The following is a 24,409-nucleotide window of genomic DNA, read 5'->3' as shown; positions in this document are numbered from 1 at the left end:
ACCACAACTATGCGGACTTCTGGAAGCAGTATGCCAAACCTGGTGTAACGCTGTCGAACTTCACGAAGTCGATGCCCCATTCCCCGAGAAGATCAGCGATCGAGTCCACATATTTTTGGGCACAGGGATTAGTAAAATCGATTTTGTAAGTATAGGAGTTCCAATAGTCCATAACTGTCAGCGGCTTATAGGTGATATCCTGTATCCTGCACTCCCCGTTGGTGCCGTAAATTTCGAGATTCTGGTTATAGGCGTCGATCGATACACCGGGAATCAGATAAATCCCGATCTTCTGGCCGTTGTTATGCACATAGTCGATAACCTCCTGGAACCCGCCCGGATAGCGCTCTGCGTTAGGTATAGGCCGGCCGTATTCATCCATGCCCCCGTTCCAGCCTGCATCAATATTGATATAATCATAGCCGTAGGCCTGAAGCTTCTCGTGCATGGCATCAGACTGCTCCTTGATGCGCTCTGCCGATATCCAGTTGCCGGATGGTTCATACACCTGCATGCTGTAGCTGCTCCAGCCCATATACGGCTTCTGGGCCAGCGCCTTGTCCGCCGCTTCCGCCACATTCCCTGTAATTCCTGTTACACCGGCCTGTACAGCTACCACCATGCAGAGCAGCAGACTGACCCCGATCCTTTTAGCCAAAGACTTCAAATGTTCCCAGCTCCCCTCGCAGTTTATGAAGCGCTTCCATTTCTGCCATACGAGAAGAGCATAGGGGCATATGCCCGGCTTGAACAGGTACATCTGCGGTATCCGGCGTACAGCATTCCCGGTTTACAGGGGGCAACTCCCTCCGGTCCAGCCAATTTCCCCTATCCCCAAAAAAACCTTGCAGAGATCATCACTCTCCTGCAAGGTTCACCGTCCGATCTCAAGTATATCGCCGCCTTACTTCCTCCACCACATTACGCAGCCTGTCACAGGTGGCGAGCAGCTGATCAACCTCTTCCCGGCCCACCTTCTCGATAATTTCATTTAAGATGCCTGAATAACGGGCCATCCGCTCCCGGAATACCGCCTGCCCTTCACCGGTAAGGCTGATATAAACGGCTCTGCGGTCAGATGCAGATGTCGTACGCCGGATATATCCCTTTTCCTCCAGCGTGCTGATGGTCTGCGAAGCGGTAGGCCTGCTGATCTGCAGCAGATCGCTTAACCTGGAGACCATAATGCCGCGGCAATCCGGCGTATCGGGGCGGGCGCCCTCTTTTTTCATCATCACATCAATCATGAACATCATCAGAAATTCACCGTAGGGAAGCGGATCATTCCAGTTCGTACGGTTCGTCAGACTTCTGATATTCTCAAACACCTTCAGCAGCTGCTCTTCCTGATGCTCCTGAACATTCATAGGATACCTCCGTATATTGTATAGTCAGTCTGGATGTTACATGGCCCGAAAAACAGCATCATTCAGCTTCTGCAGCAGCTGCCCCAGCTGCTCACGCTCCGCCTCACTAAAATCCTGCAGCAGCTGCGCGAATTTATCCCGCCGGACCTCCGTATCACTCTTCAGCGTTTCAGCTCCCAGCTCTGTCATCTGCAGCGTGTACGCTCTGCCGTCCTGCGGATCGGGAACCCGGAATACATAGCCTTTTTGCTCCAGGGCCGACGCCTGACGGCTGATTGTTGAAATGTCCAGGTGGAACTCATCCGCCAGCGCCTTCACACCGGCGGAGCCGTGCGAAGCAATCTGGTGGAGCAGCAAATAGGCCGAGTGATCGAGAATGCCGTACTTTTTGTAGGTGCTGATAGAGGTCAGCCGGCGGCTGAGAATGGTCATCTCCAGTTCAATTGCTTCTAGCGGGCTTCGTTCCATATTGTGCGGCAGCCTCTCTTTCCACGTTTTTGCATGTCAGATATTTATTGACTTCAACCTTCCGGCTTGTATAATACAAGTATATAGTTTCATTATACAAGTTATTTAGATAAAAGCTAGTCCATTCACAGTTGGGGGAAGCCAATGAAAGCTCATGAAATCATGATCAGACAGGTGTACAAGGTGAAGGAATATGATACCGTGCGGACCTTTATCGAAAAATGCATCGAGCACCGGATCAGCGGTATGCCGGTCATCAACGACCGCAACGAAATTGTCGCCTACATCAGCGACGGGGACATTATGCGGTATATCGGCAAGCATGATGATCTGATTGTCGACTCTTTTTTCCAGGTCAATGTGATTAAAGGCGACGAGGATGAATTCGAAGAACGGACCCGGCGGCTGCTGAATTTGAACGTTATGTCCATCGCCAAAAAGAAAGTTACTACGGTTCCCTGGGACGAAGATATTGAACGGATCGCTGCGGTCCTCGGCAAAAAACAGATAAAAAAGGTTCCGGTTGAACGCAACCGTGTGCTGGTCGGCATTATCAGCCGCGGGGATGTCATCCGCCATTCTTTTAAATCCTTGTTATAGCAGCAGGCGGCAGCACAAAAAGACCGCCCCGCTGTCAGGACGGCCTCAGGCTTGTTATTCTTTTAACAACGTAATTTACAGCTTGAGCAGCTGATCCACCTTCACCGGCAGGCCGGTGGCGATCGACTGGTTGGCGGCAATCCCGGTCAGAATCGACTGGGCTCCGTCAATGTGCGAGGCAGCCCGGCTGAACCGGTCATCCGCCGGACGCTCGAAAATATCGCGCAGCATCACCGGATCACCGCCGCCGTGTCCGCCGACACCTTCCTCAATCTCAACCTCATACGGGGCAGCAAACTGCGGGAAGATGGTTATTCGCTTATCTTTTACCGCACCCTCCTGATCCTTGCCGCCTCCGGCATTGACGTAGGACTGCTCGACAACCTTGACCTCCATCCGGCCCTTGGTGCCGTTAAATACAATATTGAAGCCTTCCCACGGCAGGTAGGCATTCAGAGAGTAGTTCATGATCGTCTTATTCTTGTATTTGACCATAACGCCCATAGTATCTTCAATGCTGATATTATCGCCAAAAACGCTCTGGTCGCGCAAGTACCCGTCCTCATGCTCGGTATCCAGATACATCTTTTTCAGCTGCTCATTGTCCTTGAGATGCAGAGCAAACGGGTCGTTCTCGGCTGCCTTGCTTCCGTGCACCCGCTGATAGAACTCGGTAACCCCGCGCTTCTCGGCATTCTCCCGCCCGTAGAAACGCAGATCGCCCATTGCAAATACTGTATCCGGCCGGGAGCCGAGCCAGAAATTCATCAGGTCAAAATGATGCGTGGATTTGTGGACCAGCAGCCCTCCGCTGTTCCGCTTATCGCGGTGCCATCTGCGGAAATAATCTGCCCCGTGCTGTGTGTTGAGCAGCCATTCAAAGTTGACGGACAGCACCTCGCCGATCGTCCCGTCCATCAGCAGCTCGCGGATTTTGGTGTTGTGCGGCGCATAGCGGTAGTTAAAGGTTACACGCAGCTTTTTGCCGGTACGTTCGATTGCATCCAGAATCTCCTTGCATTTTTCCACATCCGTAGTCATCGGCTTCTCGGATATGACATCACAGCCCAGCTCCATAGCCCGGACAATATAACGGTGGTGTGTACGGTCCACACTGGTAACGATTACGGTATCCGGCTTCGTCTCTTCGATCATCTTATCGAATTCGTGCGCCTTATACGTTGGAACAGCATGGTAATTGTATTTGTCGGTCAGCAGTGTATTTACGTAAGCCATTCTCGCCCCGTTAACATCACACAGGCCCACGATCTCCGCGGTCTCCCGGTAATTCGTTGTAATCTCCCCGTAAAAGAATTCGGCCCGGCCGCCCGTGCCCACAAAAGCATATTTCTTGCTTCCCACTGTTATCACTCCATCGCTATTGTTTTGAATGCGTTTACTACGTATATTGTATAGTATAAAATACATTCATTTCTAAACGGTTTTTGCTGAAAATAAGCTATTTTATGCATATATTATCCTTAACTTAGGAGTGGGCAATATGCAGGAGGAAAAGCAGGAATTTTTGTTTTGTGTGGAGCAGGTGAAAAGGGCCGGCGCCTTCAGCATGGACACCGACCATTTTCATGAAACCTATGAAATGTATTATCTGCTTGCCGGGGAGCGCAGCTACTACATTAATAATCTGGTCTATTCCCTGCGCAAGGGCGATCTGATCTTCATCAACCGCAATGAGCTGCACCGGACGATGGCCAAGGGCACGGTACGCCATGAACGCATTCTGATCAATTTCCGCCGGGAATTTCTCCAGGAGATGCTTGGCGGCAAAGGGCTGGAGCTCCCCTTCTTCAGCGAGCAGTGCCTGCTGCTGCGGCCGGATGCGCATGAACAGGGCACCATTGAGAACCTGCTGTTTGCGATGCTGAAGGAGCAGCAGGAGCCGCGGGGCCACCAGAGCCTCTACCTGCAGACGCTGCTGATCCAGTTCCTGATTGAAATGAACCGTATCCGCGAAAGCGCTCAGGCCGCAATCGCCCCGGCCAATGACGAGAAACAGCGCAAGGTGTATGAGATTATCGAGTATCTGCAGGCCCGCTACACTGGTGCCGTTACGCTTGAGGAGCTGTCGGAACGGTTCTACCTCAGTGTCCCGTACCTGTGCCGCCTGTTCAAGCAGACGACCGGCTTCACGATTATTGAGTACCTGAACACGATCCGTGTCCAGGAGGCCCAGCGGCGGCTGAGGGAGAGCAGCGACTCCGTTACGCGGATCGCCGAGGACACCGGCTTTGACAGCATCGCCCACTTCGGCCGCGTGTTTAAGGCAATCGCCAAACGCTCGCCGCTGCAGTACAGGAAGCAGAACCGGTGAGGGGTTGCGGGAGCAGCAACGAAGTGGAAAATCGCCATCTATTTTCTCTGCTAACTGCCGTGAGGAGATATTAGTTGGAAAAATGCTACTTAGATCGGACGTTTTCGTTCCTAAACGGGGTTATAGCCTGAACTAAGTGACGTTTTTCCACCTGATGATTGCAAAATTCAAAAAAAGCCAAAATTAAGTAGCAAAAATCCACTTAACCTCTATGGGCACCAAAAAAACCCTGTTGAGTGATCTCTAACAGGGCTCGAAAGCACAAAATGATAGTAAAGCCGGACTCTTCCGTCTTCTCTTTTCCCTAATAAGGCTCATTAAATCGGATACGGAGCTTCTTCGGGTTATTCCTTCACGCCACCCAGCGCTACGCCAGCAATGATATACCTCGATAACAGGAAATACACCACAAACAGCGGCAGGGCTGTCAGCGCCAGGCCCATATAGATCGAGCCAAATTCCATTTTATATATATCGCCGCGCAGCAGGCTCACCATAACCGGCATCGTATACTTTTCTTTCTGTGTCAACAGAATCAGCGGCATGAACAGGTTGTTCCAGTTGGCCACAAAGGCAAAGATCGCCTGTGTTGCTACTGCCGGCATCATCAGTGGCAGGATGATCCGGTTAAAGGTTTTGAATTCACCCGACCCGTCGACACGCGCAGCCTCCACAATCTCCAGAGACAGCGTTGCGAGCAGATATTGGCGCATGAAGAACACCACAGCAGGTGCGGCAATCGCGGGCAAGATCAGCGGCAGGAAGCTGTTGGTCCAGTGGATTTTATACATAAACTGATAGAACCCGATCGCACTGGCCTGGGAAGGAATCATCATTACACACAAGATAAAGGTAAAGAACGGCTTGCGCAGCTTCCAGTCATACGTTACCAGTCCATAGGCTGACAATGAGGAAAAGTACACGGTCAGGATGGTGGCTGAGCTGGAAATAATGAACGAGTTCATAAAGCCCTGTATGGGGTCAAAGCTTTTATCCAGCAGCACTCTCAGATTGCTCATCAAGTGAGACGAAGGAAGCAGCGAGAGCCCGCTCTGAATTTCCGCTGTAGAGCGGGTAGCATTCACGAACATGATCCAGAACGGGAGGATACTGAGCACCGCCAAAAAGATGCAGACGATATAAATAATCGTTTTGTTGATTCTACGGGTAACGGTTTCACCTTTAGGACTCGGATTCATGTTCTACACCTCCCTCGCAGCTGATGCTTTAGCAGCTTTTCTATAAGTTTTCTCTGCTTTTTTCAATTTCTCGGCGTCGCGGTCGCGCATTAAATAGAACACCAGACTGGACAGTACAGCTGCAATGACAAACATGATCATGCTTGCCGCAGCAGCGCGGTTATACATATAGCTTCCCTTGAAGGCCTGCCCGTAGATGAACATCGACGTAGTAAGCGTAGAGTCATCCGGTCCGCCCGCCAGGAACAGCTGAGGGATATCGAACATCGTCAAGCCGCCGATCATCGATGTAATCAGCGTGAACAGCAGAATGGTCCGCAGACTCGGCAGGGTAATCCGGAAAAAGGTCTGGAAGCCGTTCGCACCGTCGATCGCCGCAGATTCGAAGAGAGCCGGGTTAATACCCATAACGCCAGCGACCAGGATAATCATCGTGTTGCCGTACCACATCCAGAACTGGATGAACGCCACGATGCCGCGCGCTGTTGTCTTGTCCTGCAGGAAGAAAATTGGAGCATCAGACCAGCCCATCAATTTAACCAGGCTGTTCACGGGACCCATCGGATAGGCAAACAAAGTGCTGAACAATACGGCAATTGTACCTGCGGTAATGATATTAGGCATGTACAGCAGAACCTTGAAGGCCCCCTGTCCCTTTATGTTGAGGCGCTTGTTCGTGAACCACGCGGTCAGAAGAAGCGCAAGTGCGATCTGAGGAATGAAGTTGACGATCCAGAGCAGTCCGGTATTGATCAGGGACTTTCTGAATGAGACATTATCAAAGAGCAGATCCTTGAAATTTTGAAAAGGATTATCCAGAATATGAATCGGCTTGGGTATTAATCCCTGCATATCAGTGAAACCGATTACTGCGGTGTATAAAATGGGATATAACGAAAAAATCAGAAAGGCCAGGACAAATGGAAACGTAAAAATGTAGCCGAATTTTGCGTAGCTCACACCTTTGCGGCGCATGATTTCACCCCTTTAGTGGATAGGAAGGGACGGGATAGCTCCCCGCCCCTTCACTTTCTTTTTTTATTCGCTGTCGATGCCAAGCTGGTCCTTGACCTGCTGCTTGAACGTTTCGATCGCTTTATCGCGGTCTTTGTTGCCTGCTGTATATTCGCGCACCTGATCGCGCCACAGCTTGTTGATTGTTTCATCATACTGGGTCAGGTTCTTACCCGAAGCGTTGGCGTTGGCCGGAACAAACACGTCGAACATGTTCTGGCCGCCGAGCAGCGGCACTTCACCGTTGGATTTCGCCATTACCACAGAGGAGGCAACGCTGTCCTTGGTACCCTGCTCGCCCTCTTTCATTGTTCCGTTAGCCCAGTAATATTGCAGGCCCGTTTCGGAGGTATCGAGTGTTACCCATTTGATAAAGTCTGCTGCAGCCTGCTTCTTGGCGTCGTCCTTGGTAACGTCCTGGTTGGCAAGCAGCCAGGTACCGCCCCAGAAGAAGCCTGTCGGCGATTCGGTAACGGCCCAGTCGCCATTTGTGTCTTTAACCTGTTGGCTCATTGTATAGTTGATCAGCCAGGCTGGACCGAAGAAACCGAAGATAGGCTGGGCGCCGGCGCCGGACATATCCGCGAACCAGGCTTCTGTCCAGTCTGTTGTATCGTTGTGGTAGCCGTTGTCCTTCAGCTTTTTGGAGAGATCAAGGAACTCTTCACGCTTAGGATCGATATGCAGCTTGCCGTCGACAATCCAGCCTTCTTCTGAGCTGTTCTCAATGGCGTGCCAGATATCCCCGTCACCGGAAACGATGCCGTAGCCCTTGGCCTTCAGCTTCGCAGCGGCTTCATAGAACTTTTCCCAGCCGGGTCCGACTTCATTTTTGATGGTAGCCGGATCATCGGTTCCAAATACATCCTTGGCGATCGAGCGGCGGTAGATAAAGGCTCCGCCTGTCGCCTGGTAGCCGAGACCCTTCAACTGGCCGTCCTTGCTGCCGATATCAACCGAGTATTGGGCAATGCCCGCATCCTTGACCATTTGATCGTCAAGTCCGAGGTCCGCATAGTTAGCCGCATAGCTGGAAGCATCACCTTGCGTGTATTTGAGGACGAATGCCGCTTCAGCCGCGAAAATATCCGGTGCATCCTTTCCGCCGGCCGCCAGTGCCTGGTCAAGTGCAGGCTGGTAAGCGCCGTCGGTCGTTGCAATCACCGTCGTTTTGAATTCCACATTGGCGTCCGGGTGGGTCTCCAGGTACTTTTTAGTCATGTTCGGAATCTCATCGGTGAAGCTCCAGAGATTGATCGTCACCTTTTCTCCGTTTCCTTTGGCCGGAGCCTCGGATGCAGCAGCTGATGCTGCCGGACTTGCTTCAGAGCCGGAAGAGTTTGAGCCAGAATTAGAGTTGCCGCCGCACGCTGCAAGTGCAGTTGACATCACCAGCAGTGCAGAAATCCCTGTAAACACACGTTTCAACCTTTTCATACTTTGCCTCCCCTTTTGTTTAAGCCTGCGGTTTATGTAACCGCATTCATAATTATATAGCTGATCATGCCTCCCCATAAGGAACCTGTCATTGGCAAAACTTCCACTATTTTTGGATTCAGCTGCCTTAAAGGGCATAAAAAAAGACACCAGCGATCATTCCCCGGTGTCTCCTTACTCTGCTATTCATTTCATGTTACTTATCTGCTTTGAGCGCCTCATCTTGCTTCCTGATGAATTCCTCCGGCGTTACCGCTTTACCGAACAGCGCCTGGACCTGGTTAATGTGTATGCCGGATGCGCCCGGCTTCATTTGGGTATCCAGATAAAGCGTTACTTTGCGGGCTTTACCCAGTTCATCCAGCAGATCAATGAACAGCCACGGCAACCTGATGGACGCCGTATCTACTTTGGTAGCGGGGATGACACCCGCATCCACAACGGAATGCTCGCCCCATTTTTCAATGAAAAAGCTGACAAAACGCTTAGCCTCTGCGGCATGCTCCGAATTGCGGGATACAAATAAACCGGTGCCCGGTCCGCCGACCCAGTCATCTACACTTCCTTTACCGCCAGCTATGGCCGGAAACTTGAAGTATCCAATGTTGTCCTTGAATTCCTGCGGTATGCCCACAGTAGTCGTATAGTCCGGCAGCTCCCAGGTCCCTGTAACGAACATGGCCGCTCTCCCGTTCAGAAACTGGACTTTGGCTTCATCATTGGATAATCCGTTATAGCCTTTTACGAAGGCGCCCAGGTTAACCAGCTCCTGCACAGCTTTGGCGGCTTCAAGGAGAGCAGGGTCCGTAAAGTCCTGATCTGCAACAGCTTTATCCAGCAGCTCAGGACCGCCGATCCGTTCAGCCAGATACATGTACCAGAAGGAGGACGGCCAGCCTTCCTTGCCGCCGAGGGTAACCGGAGTAACTCCGTTATAATCCAAAATGCGGATAATCGTCTTCAGCTCATCCAGCGTCTGGGGAATCCGCAAGCTGTATTTCGCAAAAATTTCTTTGTTATAGTAGACCGGAACAATGTTTAGTTCAACCGGCAGAGCATAGGTTTTCCCGTCAAAGGAATAGGCTTCCGTCGTGCCCGCTACGAACTTTCCGCTTAGCTCTGTCTGCAAAAGATCGTCCAGCGCTGCAAATTTGTTGCCTTTAACATAAGGGTCCATCGACCCGGCTGCCCAGGTGAATCCGATGTCCGGCAGATCATTGGACGCGGCAAGCACAGTGAGCTTGCTTTTGTACTGCTCGGTCTCCAGCGCCTCCGTCTTAACGGTTATGTTCGGATTGGCCGCTTCAAACTCGCTGATAATATCCTTTACCATCTTGTTCTGCGCTGAATTGCTGCTGTCCGGCCAGGAATGCATCATTTTAAGCGTGATCTTTTCAGCGCTGCTTTCAGCGCTGTACCCGTTGTCCTCTTGATTCCCGTCACAGGCAGTTGCCCCCAGCAGCAGGACCAGGAGCATAACACAATATAATCCGATTTTCTTCGTGGGTATCTCCCCCTGCATTCAAGCCGTTAATTGACTTCCGCTTTCGTCTCGTTCCTCATGGACCGGTACTGCCCCGGGCTCATTCCTTCGTGCTCTTTGAACAGCTTATTAAAATATTTCACGGCCTGGTAACCGGTACGTCCGGCAATTTCAGCTATAGGCAGATTGGTTCGCAGCAGCATTTCCTTCGCCTTCTGCAATTTTCTGCGGGCGACATATTCGCTGAAATTCATCTGGCACTGCTCCTTGAAAAGCGCGCTGAAATAACTGCTGTTCAGATGCACAAGCCCGGCGACCTCCTGCAGGCTGATTGCCTCTTCCATATGCATCTCCACGAATTGAATGGCCTGGCGGACCGGGTCGCTTAAGGCGGCCTCCTCATTTCTGATGGCCATCAGCTGCGGATCGGCGGTCTTCCGCATGAAGAGGAGGTGCTCCCGTTCCTCGCCTGCCTTCAGGGCTTTTTCCACCGATTCCACCAGCTTGTCCCGGCTGACAGGCTTCAGTAAATAGTCCACAACAGACAGATGAATCGCCTGCTGGGCGTACTCGAACTGGGCATGACCGGAAATAAGAATAACCGACGGCTGTGACTGGATTCCCCGCTCCCGCAATTGGCTGACCAGGGCAAGACCGGTGATTTCCGGCATGCGGATATCGGTTATCATCAGCTCGACTGGAATCTGCTCAAGAATCTGCAGCGCGTCCACGCCATTGCTGGCAGTAAGCACCTCAAACTGGCCGGCAGACCATACCCCCAGCATCTTCTTTAATCCTTCCCTTGATTTCGGTTCATCATCGACGATAAGAATATTTCGGCTCCTCATGGCCTTGTGCCTCCTCGGACAGGTATTTGGATGCTGATGGTGGTGCCTTGGCCCTTCCGGCTGTCGATCCGCATGGCTGCAGCTTGCTCCCCCGTTCCCGGAAAAAACAGCTGCAGCCGCTTCTGCACATTGGCAATGCCGACCCCGGAAGCTTTTGCAGAGGATACCTTTCCGCTTTCCAGCTCATTCATCAGGGAGGACAGCTTCTCTTCATCCATACCGGTTCCGTCGTCCTCCACAGTGATGGCAATCCGCTCACCCTTGCGGGCAACCGTCAGCTTCACCCGGCCCGGCTCAATCCTGCTCTCCACTCCATGCAAAATAGCATTCTCTACAAGCGGCTGCAGCAGAAGCCTCGGCAGCTCTGTATCCTGCGCTTCGGGAGCAGCTTCAATCTCCCATTCCAGCCGGTCTTCAAACCGTACCTTCATGATGAACAGATACCGGGCGATATGCTCCAGCTCATCGCGGAGCTTCACCCAGCCCTCCTCACTCTGTCCTGTAATGGTATAACGGAATAAATCAGACATCGCGACAACATAGCCTGCCAGCTCATCCTCCTCTTTATCCACCAGCGACCAGTACAGCACATCCAGTGTATTGAACAGAAAATGCGGATTGATCTGGGCCTGCAGCGCTTTGAGCTCCGTGTGGCTCCGGGACAGCTCTTTCTCATACACCAGCTGGATCAGCTCGTTAATGTTGTCCACCATTTTGTTATAGGAATAATTCAGCTCCTGAATTTCCATAGTGGATGATGCATATTCAGTGGGCTTCAGAATGCCGAGCCGGGTGCTTCTCATCGCTTTGATCAGCTTGAATACAGGCCGGGTAATGAGGGTGGACAGGAAAAAAGAAAGCACGGTAAACAGTACAGTGCCGATAATAGCCGATACAACAATCGTCGTCCGCAGGACCGAAATCCCCTGGGTGATGACGTTAACCGGTGTCAGGATAAGCAGCGTCCATCCGGTTACGGCGGAACGCTGTTTGACCACGACAAAGGAACGGTTGCCGATCGACGCTGTCTGATCCCCCGATTTTCCGGCAAGCAAGGCTGCTGTTTCCTGCGAAATGGTATCATCGTTTGAGGTGATAAGCCGGCCGTCGGAAGCGAGAAGCAGGATCGTCTCTTTCTCCCCCTCCGCGGATAATGAGTCTTCCAGTGCAAACTTGCCGCGGTCGGCTCGGATAAGCAAATAGCCGCCTGTCGTAAAATAGCGGTCGATCAGACTGATCTGCCGGACCGCCAGCAGGGAGTTAGGGTCAAGCGGATCAATCCCGTACCAGACGAGACTGCCCTCCTTTCTGGTTGCCAGCTCGATCAGGTCTTCAGGCACCTTCCCTCTCAGGCTGCTTCCGTCGAGCGGATACAGCCTCGTGCCCTTTTGGTTGTAGAGCTCAACGGATTTGATACCGTCCGTGTATAGCTGGACCAGGTTAATAACGGGCGGCAAGGCCTGCCGCTCCGCAAAGGTTGGCGCCTGACCCTCCACATCACGCAGCAGCAGCTGCTGGATATACTCATTGGTCGACACAAGCGTCGTCAGAGAGTTGATCTGTTCCAGGATGCCTTCCAGACGGCCGTTTGCCTGAACAGCCGTTTGCTGAATATGTTTTTCGGCGTTATTTTTAAGCAGGGTCGAGACTGAATGAAAAGTAAGATAGCCGACCAGCGTAAGAATAAACAGCATGACAGCGAGGAAACCGAGCAGCATCTGATTCCTGAGCGTATTAAATTTCAACCTTGTTTGCAGCCACTGCACGCGGCCTCTTCCTCCCCTTGTCCGCAAAACCATACCATGGCGGCCCGCGATAAAGTAAGGGCTTTCAACCCTGTCTGTCATTATATTAGCATGTCTGCGGATTATCTGTTAAGGAAGAATTTGCATTGCATCAAGTGTCCCGGGGCTCCGGGTTAGACCTTTTGCCTGAGGCATCCCGTAACGGACAGAGACTGCGGAACTCCGGAAATCTGTCATGCTAAAGAGAGCTGTTATTCAAAATACCGCTTTCCCCCACAACCTTCAGCCACTGCTTCGCAATCAGATCCCCCTGAAACAGAATGACTTTGTTAGATCCGGAAAAAGGGATAGACATGCCTTCTCACACTCCTGGTAGAATTTGGTTTGTATCTACACTTCCTGCACATATTTCCGGCTGGTCAGCGCGGATTCTCTCCCAATTATAGCAACTCTACATGCCGTTACCATATAAAGTTGTGATACTATTAACTTGATTGTTTCGAAACTACTACCTTAAAGGTTCAGAGAGGAATGGAACAGGATGAAATACAGACGGCTTGGCAATACGGGGTTAAAGGTAAGTGAGATTGGACTGGGCAGCTGGCTGACTTACGGGACTGCGGCAGAGCAGAAGGCTGCTGATGAATGTGTGGCTGCAGCTTTTGAATGCGGTATCAATTTCTTCGACACAGCCAATGCCTATAACCGCGGTGAAGGGGAAAAAGCGATCGGAGCCGCGCTCAGCCAGTATAAACGCTCCGATTATGTGCTGAGTACCAAAGTATTCTTCCCGATGGGCGATGGCGTGAACGACCGCGGCCTGTCGCGCAAGCATATCATGGAACAATGCGAAGCCAGTCTGCGCCGGCTTGGTACCGATTACATCGACGTCTATTTCTGCCACCGTTTTGACCAGGACACACCGGTGGAAGAAACGCTGCGGGCGCTGGATGACCTCACCGCCCAGGGCAAAATCCTCTACTCCGCTGTCAGCGAATGGAGCGCGGCGCAGATCGCCACGGCCAGCGGCATCAGCCGCCGGCTGAACCTGCGTCCGCTGGCCTCCAACCAGCCGATCTACAACATGTTCGAGCGCTATATCGAACAGGAAGTACTCGAGGCTTCCCGGGAAGCCGGGCTGGGACAGGTGGTCTTCTCCCCGCTGGCCCAGGGCATCCTGACCGGCAAGTACAAGCCGGGCCAGCAGGCCCCGGCAGGCACGCGCGGCGCCGATGACTCGGTCAACGGCGTCATCCGCAGCTACCTGCGCGACGATGTGCTGGGCGTTGTGGCCCAGCTCGATGAAGTCGCCGCCGGCCTCGGCGTGAAGCTGTCGCAGCTCGCGCTGGCCTGGGTGCTCCGCCAGCCGGGCGTCAGCTCCGCGCTGATCGGGGCAAGCAAGCCTGCACAGGTCGAAGAAAATGCGCAGGCCGTGGACATCGTCCTCCAGCCGGACACGCTGAAGACGATCGACAGCATCCTGAGCCAGGTGGCCGATTTCGCCCCGGCGAGGTAAAAGGCTGACCGGCTGAAATTAGCAACAGCCGGATAGACATAGCAGAGCAGCGGTTCCTAAGGGGACCGCTGCTCTGTTTGCTGTTCAGCGCTGCTGCATGGATGATAGACTTACGAAATCAGCTTTGACTTCTCTGCCTGCTCAGCAGATTTGCGGATAAAGGGGGCAAGCGGTTTTTGTAAGGTCAGAGCCAGGAGCAGCGCCAGCAGGCCGAAGAGGACAAGACGCAGCGAATCGCGGACAGCCACCTCCGGCAGAATGCCGCCCACCGCCTCGCGCAGCAGGCTGATGGCATAGGTGAACGGCATAAACGGATTCAGCACCTGAAAGAAATGTCCGGTTGTGCTGACCGGAAAGGTGCCGCCCGAGCTGGAAAATTGCAGGATCATGAACACAATTGCAATGCCTTTGCCGATATTCCCGAACACAGAGACGAGCGTGAATACAATCGTGACGAACACCATACTGATCAGCACGGCGAAGAGGACAAACCAGACCTTATCGGCGACGTAGCAATGGAGTATAAACAGATTCCCCAATACTGCAACCAGCGCCTGCAAAATACCTACAGTCACAAAGGTAAACAGACGGCCGAAATACAGCTCATATCCCCGGTACTGCCTGCCCCCCGTGTCGACTCCGGTACGTAAAAGTGAAATGAGCAGGGTTCCTCCAACCCACAGTGACAATACAACGTAGAAAGGCGTCATAGCCGAGCCGTAATTGGGGATCGGATACAGCTGATGCTCAGCCAGCACGACCGGGTTCGCCAGAAAATCGCTTTTATTCTTAATGTCCCCGCCCAGCAGCTGGGCAATTTCATCCAAATTAACCTCTTCTTTGACCCGCCGGACCGTATCTGCCGCTTTGCGGACTGCTTCCTCCAGTGTAGGCAGATCATCCCGGACCAGCGAGGCGGCCCGCTGCACCCCCAGATCCGCCCGCGGAAGCCCGGTGCGGATCAGATCAGCAGCAGCGCGGAACTTTTGCTCTGCGGCCGGCAGCTCATTGCGGGCAAATTCGGCGGCCTCATGCACTGCACTGCCGGCGGCGGGCAGTGCAGCCAGAATACGCGGCAGCTCATTGCGGGCAAAGCTGTCCAACGCTGCCATATGGCCAGCTATACTGCCTGCCGCAGCGTGCACCTCTTTGCGGATGGCAGGCAAGTGCTGCTGCAGCGCAGTCAGCGCCTGCTGGCCGGACAGGATGACACTCCCCGCTTCCTCCAGCATCGTATCCAGCGCTTCCAGCCGCGCGGGAGCCTGCTGCAGTGCCTGGGCAGCCAACCGGGCATTGCTGCTCAGCTGCTGCAGGCCGGTCTGAATTGCCGGCAGTGTCTCTGCTCCGAAGCCGGACAGCAGACTGTCGGCAGCAAGCCTCGCCTGACCGGCTGTAAGGCTGAGCTGCTGCCATTCGGCACTGCCCGGCCGGGAGCCGCCCTGCAGCGCGTCGGCCAGACTGCCGGCTTGTGAAGCGGCAGCGGAGAACCGGGCACGCGCTGCGCTCAGCGCACTCAAATCGCCGTCGCCCACAGCTTCTGGCGTGAGCGCATCAACGGCACGGAGCAGCTTGGAGGTATGCGCCAGCATCTCGCTGCCTGCAGCCAGGCGGTCCGCGGCTTGCCTGAGCCCGTCAGCTTCATCCGTCTGCGGACCCGTAAGCAGCCGTACCACCGGAGCCTCTGCCCCGGTGCTTTCCGTGCCATTCTGCTGTCGTGCCGCCTGCTCTCCGCTTGCTTCTGCACCCGCTGCCGGCATCTGCCCGGCCAGCTGCACCGCAGCATCCGCCGCCTGCTGCAGGAGATACAGATTCTGCAGCACCGCCTCCGGTACGGCAGTGAACGCCGTACTGCTCTCCGCCAGGAACTGCTCCAGCTCCCGGCCGAAGCTGCTTCCGGCTTCAGCCAGCCTGTCTGCCTGCGGCAATGTCTGTGCTGCCGTACCTACAATCTCCTTCGCATCTGCCAATCCTCCGGAAGCCCGTTCCAGCACATCATCCACTTCGCTGAAGCGGCTGTCCAGCTCCGTAACAAGCCCCGCAGCCTTCTCCAGATCAGGCAGACGTTCCTCCAGATTCTGCAGCAGACCGGCGGCAGTGCTGATCTGCGACCAGTGCGCATCCAGCAGTTCCGCTGCCGCACCAGCCTGTCCGGCCAGCGGCAGCTTATCCTGAAGTGCGGCGATCCGTGAGGCGGAAGCGGCAATTTCCGGCCAGTCCTGCTGCAGCTTCAGCACCAGCCGGCCCGCCTTCTCAATCTCCGGCAGACTGTCTTCAAGCCGGAACAGCCCTTGCTCCACCCGGCGGATGACCGGAAGCTCTGACTGGAATTCCTGATCAATCTCTTTTAAGGCAGTCAGTACTGTACCGCTGAGCGTTTCCGTAAATTTCTCACTGATTTGTGCGGTAACCGTCGAGGCGCCTTTCTCCGTAATCTTTGGGGCGATCGCATTTATTTTTTCATTGACGGTATATTGCACCTCAGGCTTTATCAGCCTGCCTTCCAGGATTCCGGCCATCCGCTGCGAGAAGTCGGCGGGAATCAGGATGCTGGCATAATAATCTCCGCGCCGGACACCGGCAACCGCTGCATCCGCCTCCACAAAAGTCCAGCCCAGTGAATGGTTGGTCTGCAGGCTGGCAAGCACCTCATCGCCGATATTAAAGCTCCTGCCCTTAACCTCAGCCCCCCGGTCCAGACTCGACACGGCAATCCGGATTCCGGAAGTATTACTGTAGGGGTTCCATACGGCCGCGATATTCACCCAGTCGTAGACTGAGGGCAGTACAACAAGAGCCGCAATCAGCAGTACCGCTATGGGAACCTTGAACAGATTCCGCCAGTCGCTCTTATAGATCCGCCAAATATTTCTCAAACCTGCTCACCTTCCGCCCGTTTTTTGGATATTTTAATATGCCCCGGGAAGAAAGTTTTTACAAACCGCCCCTGCCCCAAAAAATAATTGCAACATTTTCTGCAAATCAACGTTAATAACGGTACATCCCCCGTTTGAACAATAGGGGGGCGGGTAAAGAATGAATATGAGCAATTTTTTTGGATTATATTTTGCCAAGGGGGAAATGATAAGATGTTACTCAACAAACCGAAAGTTCTACTGCCTGTGCTGGTCCTGCTGTTCCTTTCCCTCATTACGACGGCAAGCACGGCAGGGACAACAGCAGAAGCGCAGAGCGGAGCTCAGACAGAGCACCTGACAGTATATATCCACGGACTGCAGACAAACACGGACGGCAGCCTGAAGCTGATAGCGGATCCGGTTGAATGGTATGAGGGCGCTGAGGCCGACCGTATCTTTGCCGAGCGGGAGCCGGAAGCTGCCGCAGAGATTGGCGGTGCACTGGACGGCTACTATATCGTTAATGACAGCGAGACGCTCAGCAACTACCCGGTAGCAGCCAATGCGGCGGTGACGATGCAAATTTTTGACCACACCGGCAAGATTGAGGATCTGGACATCAACTGGAATGAGAGCATTACGCTCAAGAAGTTCACTGAGGAATTTGCCAAGACCGATGTGTTCGATCTCAGCGGATCACCTTATCATCTGACTATCGAGAATGGCGTCATCACTTCCATTGTCCAGCAATACACTCCTTAAAACATACAAGAGGCTATCCTGAAGCAGGTTTAACTGCTAACGGGATAGCCTCTTTTTATTGCCATACCTTCATCCGGCCCGCGGGGACAGCACCCTCACCCCTTAACCGAACCAATCATAACGCCTTTGTCAAAATACTTCTGGATAAACGGATACACCAGCAGAATCGGCAGCGTTGACACAATGATTACCCCGTATTTGACCTGATCCGCATACTGCTGCGCATAACCGCCGGCCGAGCCGCCCGCTCCCGCACCCTGCGAGAACACCTGATTGGAGAGCAGAATATCGCGGAGTACAATCTGCAGCGGCTGCAGATCATTGCTGCGGATATAGATCAGCCCGGTGAAAAAATCATTCCAGTGCGCCACCAGATAATACAGCCCGATTACCGACACCACTGCTTTGGAGAGCGGGAGGGCAACCTTCATGAAAAATTTGAAGTGGCTGCAGCCGTCAATTGAGGCCGCTTCGAACAGTTCCTTCGGCAGTGAGCTTTCAAAGAAGGAACGCGCAATAATCAGATTATACACATTGACACAGAACGGAAAAATAAACACCCACATCGTATTCGTAATATGCAGATCCTTCATCAGCAGATACGTCGGGATCAGCCCGCCGTTGAAGAACAGCGTGATCACAAACGTCAGCATCAGAAACCGTCTGGCCCGGAATTCCTGCCGTGACAGCACATAGGCCGCAGGCAGTGTGAACAGCAGGTTGACCGCCGTACCAAGCACCGTATACAGAATGGTGTTACTGTAACCGGTCCAGATCCGCGAATCCTTGAAGATTTCGTTGTAGCCGAAGAAGCTGATATTTTTCGGGAAAACCGTCACCTGGCCGGTCGACACGAGCGTTGAGTCACTGACCGAAGCGATGATAACAAAATAAAGCGGGTAAACGATACTTAAAAAGATCAGCAGGCACAGAAGATAGACGGCCCCTTCAAAGAGGATGTCGTTCAGGCGCCGGCTTTTTTTATGAACAAACGGCACGGTTACTCCACTCCTTCCGGAATTTCTCCCTTACCACAGGCTGATATCCGATGATTTGCGGGCGATCCTATTCATCGCATACAGGAAAATAAAATTGATCACCGTATTAAACAGGCCGATGGCTGCAGAATAGCTGAACTGGTTGCTGATAATTCCGATTTTGTACACGTAGGTGGCAATGACCTCCGAAACCGGCAGGTTGAGGGCATTCTGCATCAGGAATACTTTTTCAAAACCCGTACTGAGCACACTCCCCATACTGAGCACGAACAGAATGATGATCGTCGGGATCAGCGCCGGAATATCAACATGCTTGATCGTTTGCCAGCGGCTGGCCCCGTCGATTTTGGCAGAATCATAGAGCTGCGGGTCCACCGTGGACAGTGCGGCCAGATAGATGATGCTGTTCCAGCCGCAATGCTGCCAGATTTCAGATAATACATAGACCGGCACAAACGTCCGGGTTGAACCCAGCAGGTTGACATCCCCCAGCCCCAGCGAGGTCAGCAGATGTCCGATCACGCCTGAATTCGGCGACAACAGCACATTCAAGAGTCCGACCATAACCACAATAGAGATGAAATGCGGCAGATAAACGGTTGTCTGCAGCGTCTTTTTCGCCCGCTTCCAGCGGACCTGGTTGATCAAGAGCGCCAGAATGATCGGGGCCGGAAAGCTAAGGATCACCGTAGCCAGACTGATCGCGACCGTATTCTTCATCAAATCCATAAACTGATAGCTCTCAAAAAACTGCCGGAAATAAAACAGTCCCCGCCACGCGCCGCCGGTCAGCCCTTTGCTGAAATCATAATCGCGGAAAGCCAGCTGAATCCCGTACATCGGAATATAGTTAAAAATAAAAATGACGACAATGGCCGGAAAAATCATAATCCACAGCTGGTAATCCCGCCGGAAGGTGTTGATGACCGTCGGCTTTTTGTGGGCTCTGGGCTGAACCGGACGTTCATGCAGATTCTTTGAAATCACGGAAATCACCCCTTACTGCTTGCTTTTATAGTCGTCGTAGTATTTTTGGATGATCTCAATGTTTTTGGATACGCCGGTTTTTTCAATATTTTTCACATAGCCATCCCACTCGGAATCAATCCCGCCCTTGGTAATCCACTGCGACCATTTGGAGAGCGCCAGCGACATCATGCCTGTATTGTTAAGGCTCATGGTGTTGTTATCCTGGGCACTGTATTTGATGAACATGCTCGGCAGCACGTCGTTATCCTTGTCAATGGAATCCAGCGCGGCTTTCAGCGGCTCGGTCTGTTTGCCTACCGACTGCATATCGGTTCCCAGCGTCAGCTTGAGCGAGTCAGCAATGTACATGGCGCCGTTGTCCGCCCACGAGGAGGTCCACTTCCATGTGCCAGGGTCCATTGCCGGATCTTGAGGAGCCAGAATGCTGAATGTGCCGTCACCGTTGTCGCCGATGTTAGTACCCAGGGAGCCGAACAGCACCTGCATGCTCACTTCCGGATCATACAGCTCGTTGATAAACTTCATGGCAGCTTCTTTATGCTTGGAGGCAGCGGACATCTGGACGGTGTTCACACCATAGTTAAGAGAGTTATAGTCATAGCTCCAGGAATTCTGTACAGTGGAATCTGCGCTCACCTTCAGCGGAGACATCGATGTGTACTGCGGAGCCAGCGCATTGCCTACACGGTCGGTAACCTCCCAGCCCCAGGTGAAGCCAACTGCTGCCGTTTCCCCGTTGCCGCGGGCTACCGCCTGGTATTTGGTGTAATCCTGAGTGAACACTTCAGGGTTAATCAGGCCGGCGCTGAAGCATTTATTCAGGAATTCCACCAGCTTTTTGTAGCGCTCATCCGTGAAGAAATTCTTAACCTGCCCGTCCTCGACAAAATAACCGAGCCCGCTGTTATCCGTAAGGGTAATCCCTTCACTGCCCAGCAGCACAGTCGGCATAAACGCTCCGAACGCTACCGTTCCGGTCGGGGCAAAATCCATCGGAATCTCATCATTCAGATCCCCGTTGCCGTTGGCATCCTGATCTTTAAATGCTTTTAACACATCATAAAGCTCATCCCAGGTTGTAGGCATTTCCAGCCCCAGCTTATCGAGCCACTGCTGGTTAATGTATTGTCTGGTGGTCGTTTCCGGCCAGTAGCGCTGGTATTTCGGCAGGCCGTAGATTTTACCGTCAAGCTGGGTGGCAATCACCTTCGTCTCCGGCTTGGCATCGAACATCGCCTGCACATTCGGGCCGTATTCCTTGATCAATTCAGTCATATCCTGGAACAGCCCGGGGAACTGCGAGAAGTCGGCATCTGTAATCGAGTTCACGCCGACAATCAGGTCGGGGATATCACCGCTGGCCAGCAGCGTGCCTTTCTTCTGATCCCAGTCCGCGGTAACCTCCTGCCATTCAATTTCAACGCCGGCGCGCTCCTCCGCTTCCTGCAGCCACTTCATTTTGGCGAATTCCTGGGTTAACGGATGTTTGGTCATAATCGCGGTCAGCTTAACCTTCTTGCCTGTGTTCCCGCCGCCAGCAGCCCCGTTATCTGTGTCCGTATTGTTGCCTCCGCCGGAGCAGCCCGAAAGTACCGCCGCGCCTAATACAACTGCGGATAATCCCGCCAGAAATTTCTTCATTGTTCTTCCTCCCCTTAGATAACCTTCATGATTTTCTAAAACAAACAAATGAACATGAAAACTCCTGAATACTTTCAGACTTCTTTCATTGATGGAAAGCTCGAATAACGCCAGACCCCAAATTGAATCCGCTTACATTTTATAGCTTTAAAATAAGCTGAATACCGCTGTTGACAGAAATCTGAATAACCAGCTGGCTTTTAGCCCGTTCCCTCCTTCTTCAGGACTGTTAGGTGATAACTTGTATATTTACAGCTTACCTGTTTAGGGAAATGGAGCAAATAGCCTAATGTTCGAATATGTGTAAAAAGGTTAGCGAGGAGCTAAACTTTTTTCTGCGGTAAGCGCTTTACTCGGGATGCTTTTTCCCCAATAATGGAGTAACAAGTGTAGTAAAGTCAGAAAAAAAAGGGGACATGTGTATGGTTGCTTTTGAGCTGATCGTGGATGCGCCGGTCGATTTGGAGATCACAGGCAAGTTCGCCGCCCCCTCCCCCGACTGGATTCATCTGAGCCGGATTCTGCTCGACTACGAGCTAATTGTAATGACTGAAGGCGTGCTCTATCTGGCAGGAGACACTACCTATTTTACCGTCTCCAAAGGCGAGTACCTGCTGCTCCCTCCCTACACCAAGCAATTCGGTTATAAATCGTCCAACTGCAGCTTCTACTGGCTCCACTTCAAAGCGCAGGAAGGGCTTACCGTAACGGACATTACAGACACCGGACATACCATTAAACCGGCAGAGAACCGGCTGCTGCTCCCGCAATACGGCACGGTAAAAAGCCTGGAGAAAATCATCGTCATGATGAAGCAGCTCCAGGATTCTGTCAGGGCCTACAACCAGAAGACGCTCAACAACTATATGACCACAGTCATTCTGTGCGAGCTTTACAATCAGGTGTTTCAGAGTGAGCATAGCCCGCTCAGAAAAACCAAGCAGGAGCAGCTTTACAACGATATTGTGGACTACATCAAATGGAGCCGCAGCGAGCATATCAAGGTATCGCAGATCGCTGCATACTTTGGCTATAACGAAAAATACCTGTCCCACCTCTTCAGCACAATCTCCGGCATCCCGCTCAAGCAGTACATTCTGCAGCAAAAAATGGAGCTGGCCAAGTTCCTCCTGTCTGACACTAACCAGAATATCAGTGAGGTCTCGCTCCAGCTCGGCTATAAGGACTGCCATAATTTTATGAAATCATTCAAAAAGATCGTCGGACTGACGCCAACGGATTTCCGCAATGCGTACGCCAAGCGGCTGTTGTTCTATGAGTAAGGGATATTTGCCGGAAAAGTAAACAGAGCCGGGCCTCACGGGAGACCGGCTCTGTTTTTATATACAGTTAAAACATTTGCATTAAAGGTAAACCTGTGTTTAAATAAACTGACGAACGTTCGTAAGGGAGGATTGAGCTGATGACATCCAATAAGATCAGGGAAATTGCACTGGCCCATTTTGCCAAAAACGGGTATGAAGGGGCTTCGCTGGCCGATATATCTGCCGAGGTGGGAATCAAGAAGCAGTCGATTTACAACCACTTCAAAGGCAAGGATGAGTTATTCCTGACCGTGTTCCGCGATGCAGCCGAGCGGGAATTGCAGTTTACCGAAAGCTATTTGCAGAGAAGCAGCACAGCTCCGCTAAAAGATATGCTGTACGGATTTTTGCACAGCTACAGCAAGCGTTACGAGCAGGAGGACGACACCCGGTTCTTTCTGCGCATGGCTTTTTTTCCGCCATCCCATCTCCGCGAAGAGGTTGTGGAGTTCAGCAACCGGCATCTCGACACAATAGGTAAGCTGCTCGAACAGCATTTTACTTCTGCCGCGCATGCCGGAACTGTTCATCCGGAAGTCACTGCGGTAACAGCTTCAGCCGCTTTCATAGCGGTACTGGACGGAATGTTTGTTGAGCTGCTGTACGGCAATATGGAAAGTGCTGCCCTCAGACTTGATGCCTCATGGCTCGTCTACTGGCGCGGAATCAGAAACAACTAGAGGAGGATTACAGATGAACCGCAGCTGGATTTACATTTTTATCGGAGCATTATTTGAAGTAGTGTGGGTGATCGGATTTAAGCACGCGGACAATGTTGTTACATGGGGGGCAACGGTAGTTGCGCTTGTCGTATCGTTCTATCTCATTATTACCGCTTCCATTAAGTTGCCGGTCGGCACGGTGTATGCGGTATTCACCGGTCTCGGGACCGCCGGCACCGTGCTGGCTGAAATGATTCTGTTCGATGAGCCGGTTAAACCGGTCAAGCTTCTGCTGATCGCCTTGCTGCTGGCGGGTGTACTCGGCCTGAAGCTGTACAGCGGCTCAGCCAAAACAAAGGAGGCGGCATAACGATGGCGTGGTTAACCTTAATGTTCGCCGGTATGTTTGAAGTTGTCGGTGTGCTCGGCATGAACCGGATTAAACGGGACCGCAATAAAAAGGCTTATCTCATTTTTATCACCGGCATTGTGCTGAGCTTCGCCTGTCTGAGTCTCGCTATGAGAGACCTGCCTATGGGTACGGCTTATGCAATCTGGACTGGGATCGGTACAGTCGGCGGCGCGCTGGTCGGCATGTTTTTCTTCGGGGAATCCAAAGAATGGCGCCGTGTTCTGTTCATCGGAATGGTGCTGGCTGCTGCCGTGGGGCTGAAGCTGATTTCGTAAGGCGGACGGGCGAAGATGGATAGATGTAAACTAATATAGGTAAAAAAACAGCGGCAGCTTATGGACAAAAATCAATGTCCATGACTGCCGCTGCTTTTGTTCAAGGGCATTTTGCTGTTAGTATAAATAGTGGACACTCGTTAAGAGAATGAGAGAAAATACAATTAACGAGGAGGTGTCCACATGAGTGGAACACGAAAAAGCTACAACGAGGAATTTAAACGACAGACGGTAAAGTATATCCAGGAGCAGACCAAGACGGTGGCGGAGTTAGCCCAGGAGCTGGATATCCCTGCAAAAACCATACATCAATGGTTAGGGAAATACCGGCAGTTCCAGAACGAACCCGTTTCCAGCCCAGAGCAAACGAGTGAGTTCAAACGGCAACTGGAGGAAAAAGATCAAACCATCGCTAGAATGGCAGAAGAGATGGAAATCCTAAAAAAAGCAGTGCACATCTTCAGCAATCCAAAGAACTAA

23 protein-coding genes are annotated in these 24,409 nt (G+C 52.4%); 9 read left to right on the top strand and 14 right to left on the bottom strand.

Features of this window, described 5'->3' with window-relative positions; genetic code table 11:
* Positions 1 to 7 precede the first annotated feature (7 nt).
* From NST84_RS07955 to NST84_RS07945, 3 genes are all read right to left on the bottom strand, one after another.
* Positions 8 to 667, bottom strand: a complete 660-nt coding sequence (locus NST84_RS07955) for a TIM-barrel domain-containing protein (protein WP_342565065.1) — start codon at positions 665 to 667, stop codon at positions 8 to 10.
* Positions 668 to 887: 220 nt separating this feature from the next.
* Positions 888 to 1,367, bottom strand: coding sequence for a MarR family transcriptional regulator (locus NST84_RS07950; RefSeq protein ID WP_342565064.1), 480 nt, complete (start codon positions 1,365 to 1,367; stop codon positions 888 to 890).
* A gap of 36 nt (positions 1,368 to 1,403) precedes the next feature.
* Complete coding sequence (locus NST84_RS07945; protein ID WP_342565063.1) at positions 1,404 to 1,835, bottom strand: MarR family transcriptional regulator; 432 nt, start codon at positions 1,833 to 1,835, stop codon at positions 1,404 to 1,406.
* A gap of 144 nt (positions 1,836 to 1,979) precedes the next feature.
* Between NST84_RS07945 and NST84_RS07940 the strand changes: the two genes are divergently transcribed.
* A complete protein-coding gene (locus tag NST84_RS07940) occupies positions 1,980 to 2,435 on the top strand; it encodes a CBS domain-containing protein (protein ID WP_342565062.1) in 456 nt (151 codons plus the stop codon).
* A gap of 75 nt (positions 2,436 to 2,510) precedes the next feature.
* Here the strand turns inward: NST84_RS07940 and NST84_RS07935 are convergent, their stop codons facing one another.
* Positions 2,511 to 3,797 (bottom strand): Gfo/Idh/MocA family oxidoreductase, encoded by a 1,287-nt coding sequence (locus tag NST84_RS07935; RefSeq protein WP_342565061.1) that lies wholly within the window; start codon positions 3,795 to 3,797, stop codon positions 2,511 to 2,513.
* Between the two features lie 139 nt (positions 3,798 to 3,936).
* On the opposite strand from NST84_RS07935, the gene NST84_RS07930 reads away from it, so the two are divergent.
* Positions 3,937 to 4,767, top strand: a complete 831-nt coding sequence (locus tag NST84_RS07930) for an AraC family transcriptional regulator (protein ID WP_342565060.1) — start codon at positions 3,937 to 3,939, stop codon at positions 4,765 to 4,767.
* A 344-nt stretch (positions 4,768 to 5,111) separates the two neighbouring features.
* Here NST84_RS07930 and NST84_RS07925 read toward each other — a convergent pair whose 3' ends face one another.
* The 6 genes from NST84_RS07925 to NST84_RS07900 all read right to left on the bottom strand — a co-directional run bounded on the left by NST84_RS07925 (position 5,112) and on the right by NST84_RS07900 (position 12,493).
* Entirely contained in the window at positions 5,112 to 5,966 is an 855-nt protein-coding gene (locus NST84_RS07925; protein ID WP_221799219.1) for a carbohydrate ABC transporter permease, read from the bottom strand.
* A 3-nt stretch (positions 5,967 to 5,969) separates the two neighbouring features.
* Positions 5,970 to 6,941: a sugar ABC transporter permease gene (locus NST84_RS07920; RefSeq protein WP_342565059.1), complete on the bottom strand. Its 972-nt coding sequence runs from the start codon at positions 6,939 to 6,941 to the stop codon at positions 5,970 to 5,972.
* A gap of 63 nt (positions 6,942 to 7,004) precedes the next feature.
* Positions 7,005 to 8,417, bottom strand: a complete 1,413-nt coding sequence (locus tag NST84_RS07915; RefSeq protein WP_342565058.1) for a carbohydrate ABC transporter substrate-binding protein — start codon at positions 8,415 to 8,417, stop codon at positions 7,005 to 7,007.
* 196 nt (positions 8,418 to 8,613) lie between these two features.
* The gene (locus NST84_RS07910; protein ID WP_342565057.1) at positions 8,614 to 9,894 is read right to left on the bottom strand and encodes an extracellular solute-binding protein; all 1,281 of its coding nucleotides are present in this window, start codon (positions 9,892 to 9,894) and stop codon (positions 8,614 to 8,616) included.
* A 53-nt stretch (positions 9,895 to 9,947) separates the two neighbouring features.
* Positions 9,948 to 10,748, bottom strand: coding sequence for a response regulator (locus NST84_RS07905; RefSeq protein WP_342565056.1), 801 nt, complete (start codon positions 10,746 to 10,748; stop codon positions 9,948 to 9,950).
* Positions 10,745 to 12,493: a histidine kinase gene (locus tag NST84_RS07900; RefSeq protein ID WP_342565055.1), complete on the bottom strand. Its 1,749-nt coding sequence runs from the start codon at positions 12,491 to 12,493 to the stop codon at positions 10,745 to 10,747. The genes NST84_RS07905 and NST84_RS07900 overlap by 4 nt, the downstream gene beginning before the upstream one ends.
* A gap of 541 nt (positions 12,494 to 13,034) precedes the next feature.
* Between NST84_RS07900 and NST84_RS07895 the strand changes: the two genes are divergently transcribed.
* Positions 13,035 to 14,009 (top strand): aldo/keto reductase family protein, encoded by a 975-nt coding sequence (locus NST84_RS07895; protein WP_342565054.1) that lies wholly within the window; start codon positions 13,035 to 13,037, stop codon positions 14,007 to 14,009.
* Between the two features lie 110 nt (positions 14,010 to 14,119).
* On the opposite strand, the gene NST84_RS07890 is transcribed toward NST84_RS07895, so the two are convergent.
* Positions 14,120 to 16,882, bottom strand: coding sequence for a YhgE/Pip domain-containing protein (locus tag NST84_RS07890; RefSeq protein ID WP_342565053.1), 2,763 nt, complete (start codon positions 16,880 to 16,882; stop codon positions 14,120 to 14,122).
* A gap of 213 nt (positions 16,883 to 17,095) precedes the next feature.
* Here NST84_RS07890 and NST84_RS07885 point away from each other — a divergent pair, with 213 nt between their 5' ends.
* On the top strand, positions 17,096 to 17,626 hold the full coding sequence (locus NST84_RS07885) for a hypothetical protein (protein ID WP_342565052.1): 531 nt from the start codon (positions 17,096 to 17,098) through the stop codon (positions 17,624 to 17,626).
* A 95-nt stretch (positions 17,627 to 17,721) separates the two neighbouring features.
* Here NST84_RS07885 and NST84_RS07880 read toward each other — a convergent pair whose 3' ends face one another.
* From NST84_RS07880 to NST84_RS07870, 3 genes are all read right to left on the bottom strand, one after another.
* Positions 17,722 to 18,624 carry a carbohydrate ABC transporter permease gene (locus NST84_RS07880; RefSeq protein WP_342565051.1) on the bottom strand — a complete coding sequence of 301 codons (903 nt, stop codon included), beginning with the start codon at positions 18,622 to 18,624 and terminating at the stop codon, positions 17,722 to 17,724.
* A 30-nt stretch (positions 18,625 to 18,654) separates the two neighbouring features.
* Positions 18,655 to 19,512, bottom strand: coding sequence for an ABC transporter permease subunit (locus NST84_RS07875; protein ID WP_342566373.1), 858 nt, complete (start codon positions 19,510 to 19,512; stop codon positions 18,655 to 18,657).
* Between the two features lie 111 nt (positions 19,513 to 19,623).
* Positions 19,624 to 21,255, bottom strand: coding sequence for an extracellular solute-binding protein (locus NST84_RS07870; RefSeq protein ID WP_342565050.1), 1,632 nt, complete (start codon positions 21,253 to 21,255; stop codon positions 19,624 to 19,626).
* Positions 21,256 to 21,677: 422 nt separating this feature from the next.
* Between NST84_RS07870 and NST84_RS07865 the strand changes: the two genes are divergently transcribed.
* From NST84_RS07865 to NST84_RS07845, 5 genes are all read left to right on the top strand, one after another.
* Positions 21,678 to 22,538 carry an AraC family transcriptional regulator gene (locus NST84_RS07865; protein WP_342565049.1) on the top strand — a complete coding sequence of 287 codons (861 nt, stop codon included), beginning with the start codon at positions 21,678 to 21,680 and terminating at the stop codon, positions 22,536 to 22,538.
* Positions 22,539 to 22,678: 140 nt separating this feature from the next.
* Positions 22,679 to 23,260, top strand: a complete 582-nt coding sequence (locus NST84_RS07860) for a TetR/AcrR family transcriptional regulator (protein WP_342565048.1) — start codon at positions 22,679 to 22,681, stop codon at positions 23,258 to 23,260.
* A 13-nt stretch (positions 23,261 to 23,273) separates the two neighbouring features.
* Positions 23,274 to 23,612, top strand: a complete 339-nt coding sequence (locus NST84_RS07855) for an SMR family transporter (RefSeq protein WP_342565047.1) — start codon at positions 23,274 to 23,276, stop codon at positions 23,610 to 23,612.
* 2 nt (positions 23,613 to 23,614) lie between these two features.
* On the top strand, positions 23,615 to 23,929 hold the full coding sequence (locus NST84_RS07850) for a multidrug efflux SMR transporter (protein ID WP_342565046.1): 315 nt from the start codon (positions 23,615 to 23,617) through the stop codon (positions 23,927 to 23,929).
* 183 nt (positions 23,930 to 24,112) lie between these two features.
* Positions 24,113 to 24,409, top strand: a complete 297-nt coding sequence (locus tag NST84_RS07845) for a transposase (protein WP_342564345.1) — start codon at positions 24,113 to 24,115, stop codon at positions 24,407 to 24,409.

The sequence above is a fragment of the Paenibacillus sp. FSL R7-0345 genome, from assembly GCF_038595055.1.
Classification (GTDB): domain Bacteria; phylum Bacillota; class Bacilli; order Paenibacillales; family Paenibacillaceae; genus Paenibacillus_AQ.
Note: the sequence above shows the minus strand (reverse complement) of the source record. Positions and strands in the feature narration are given on the sequence as shown.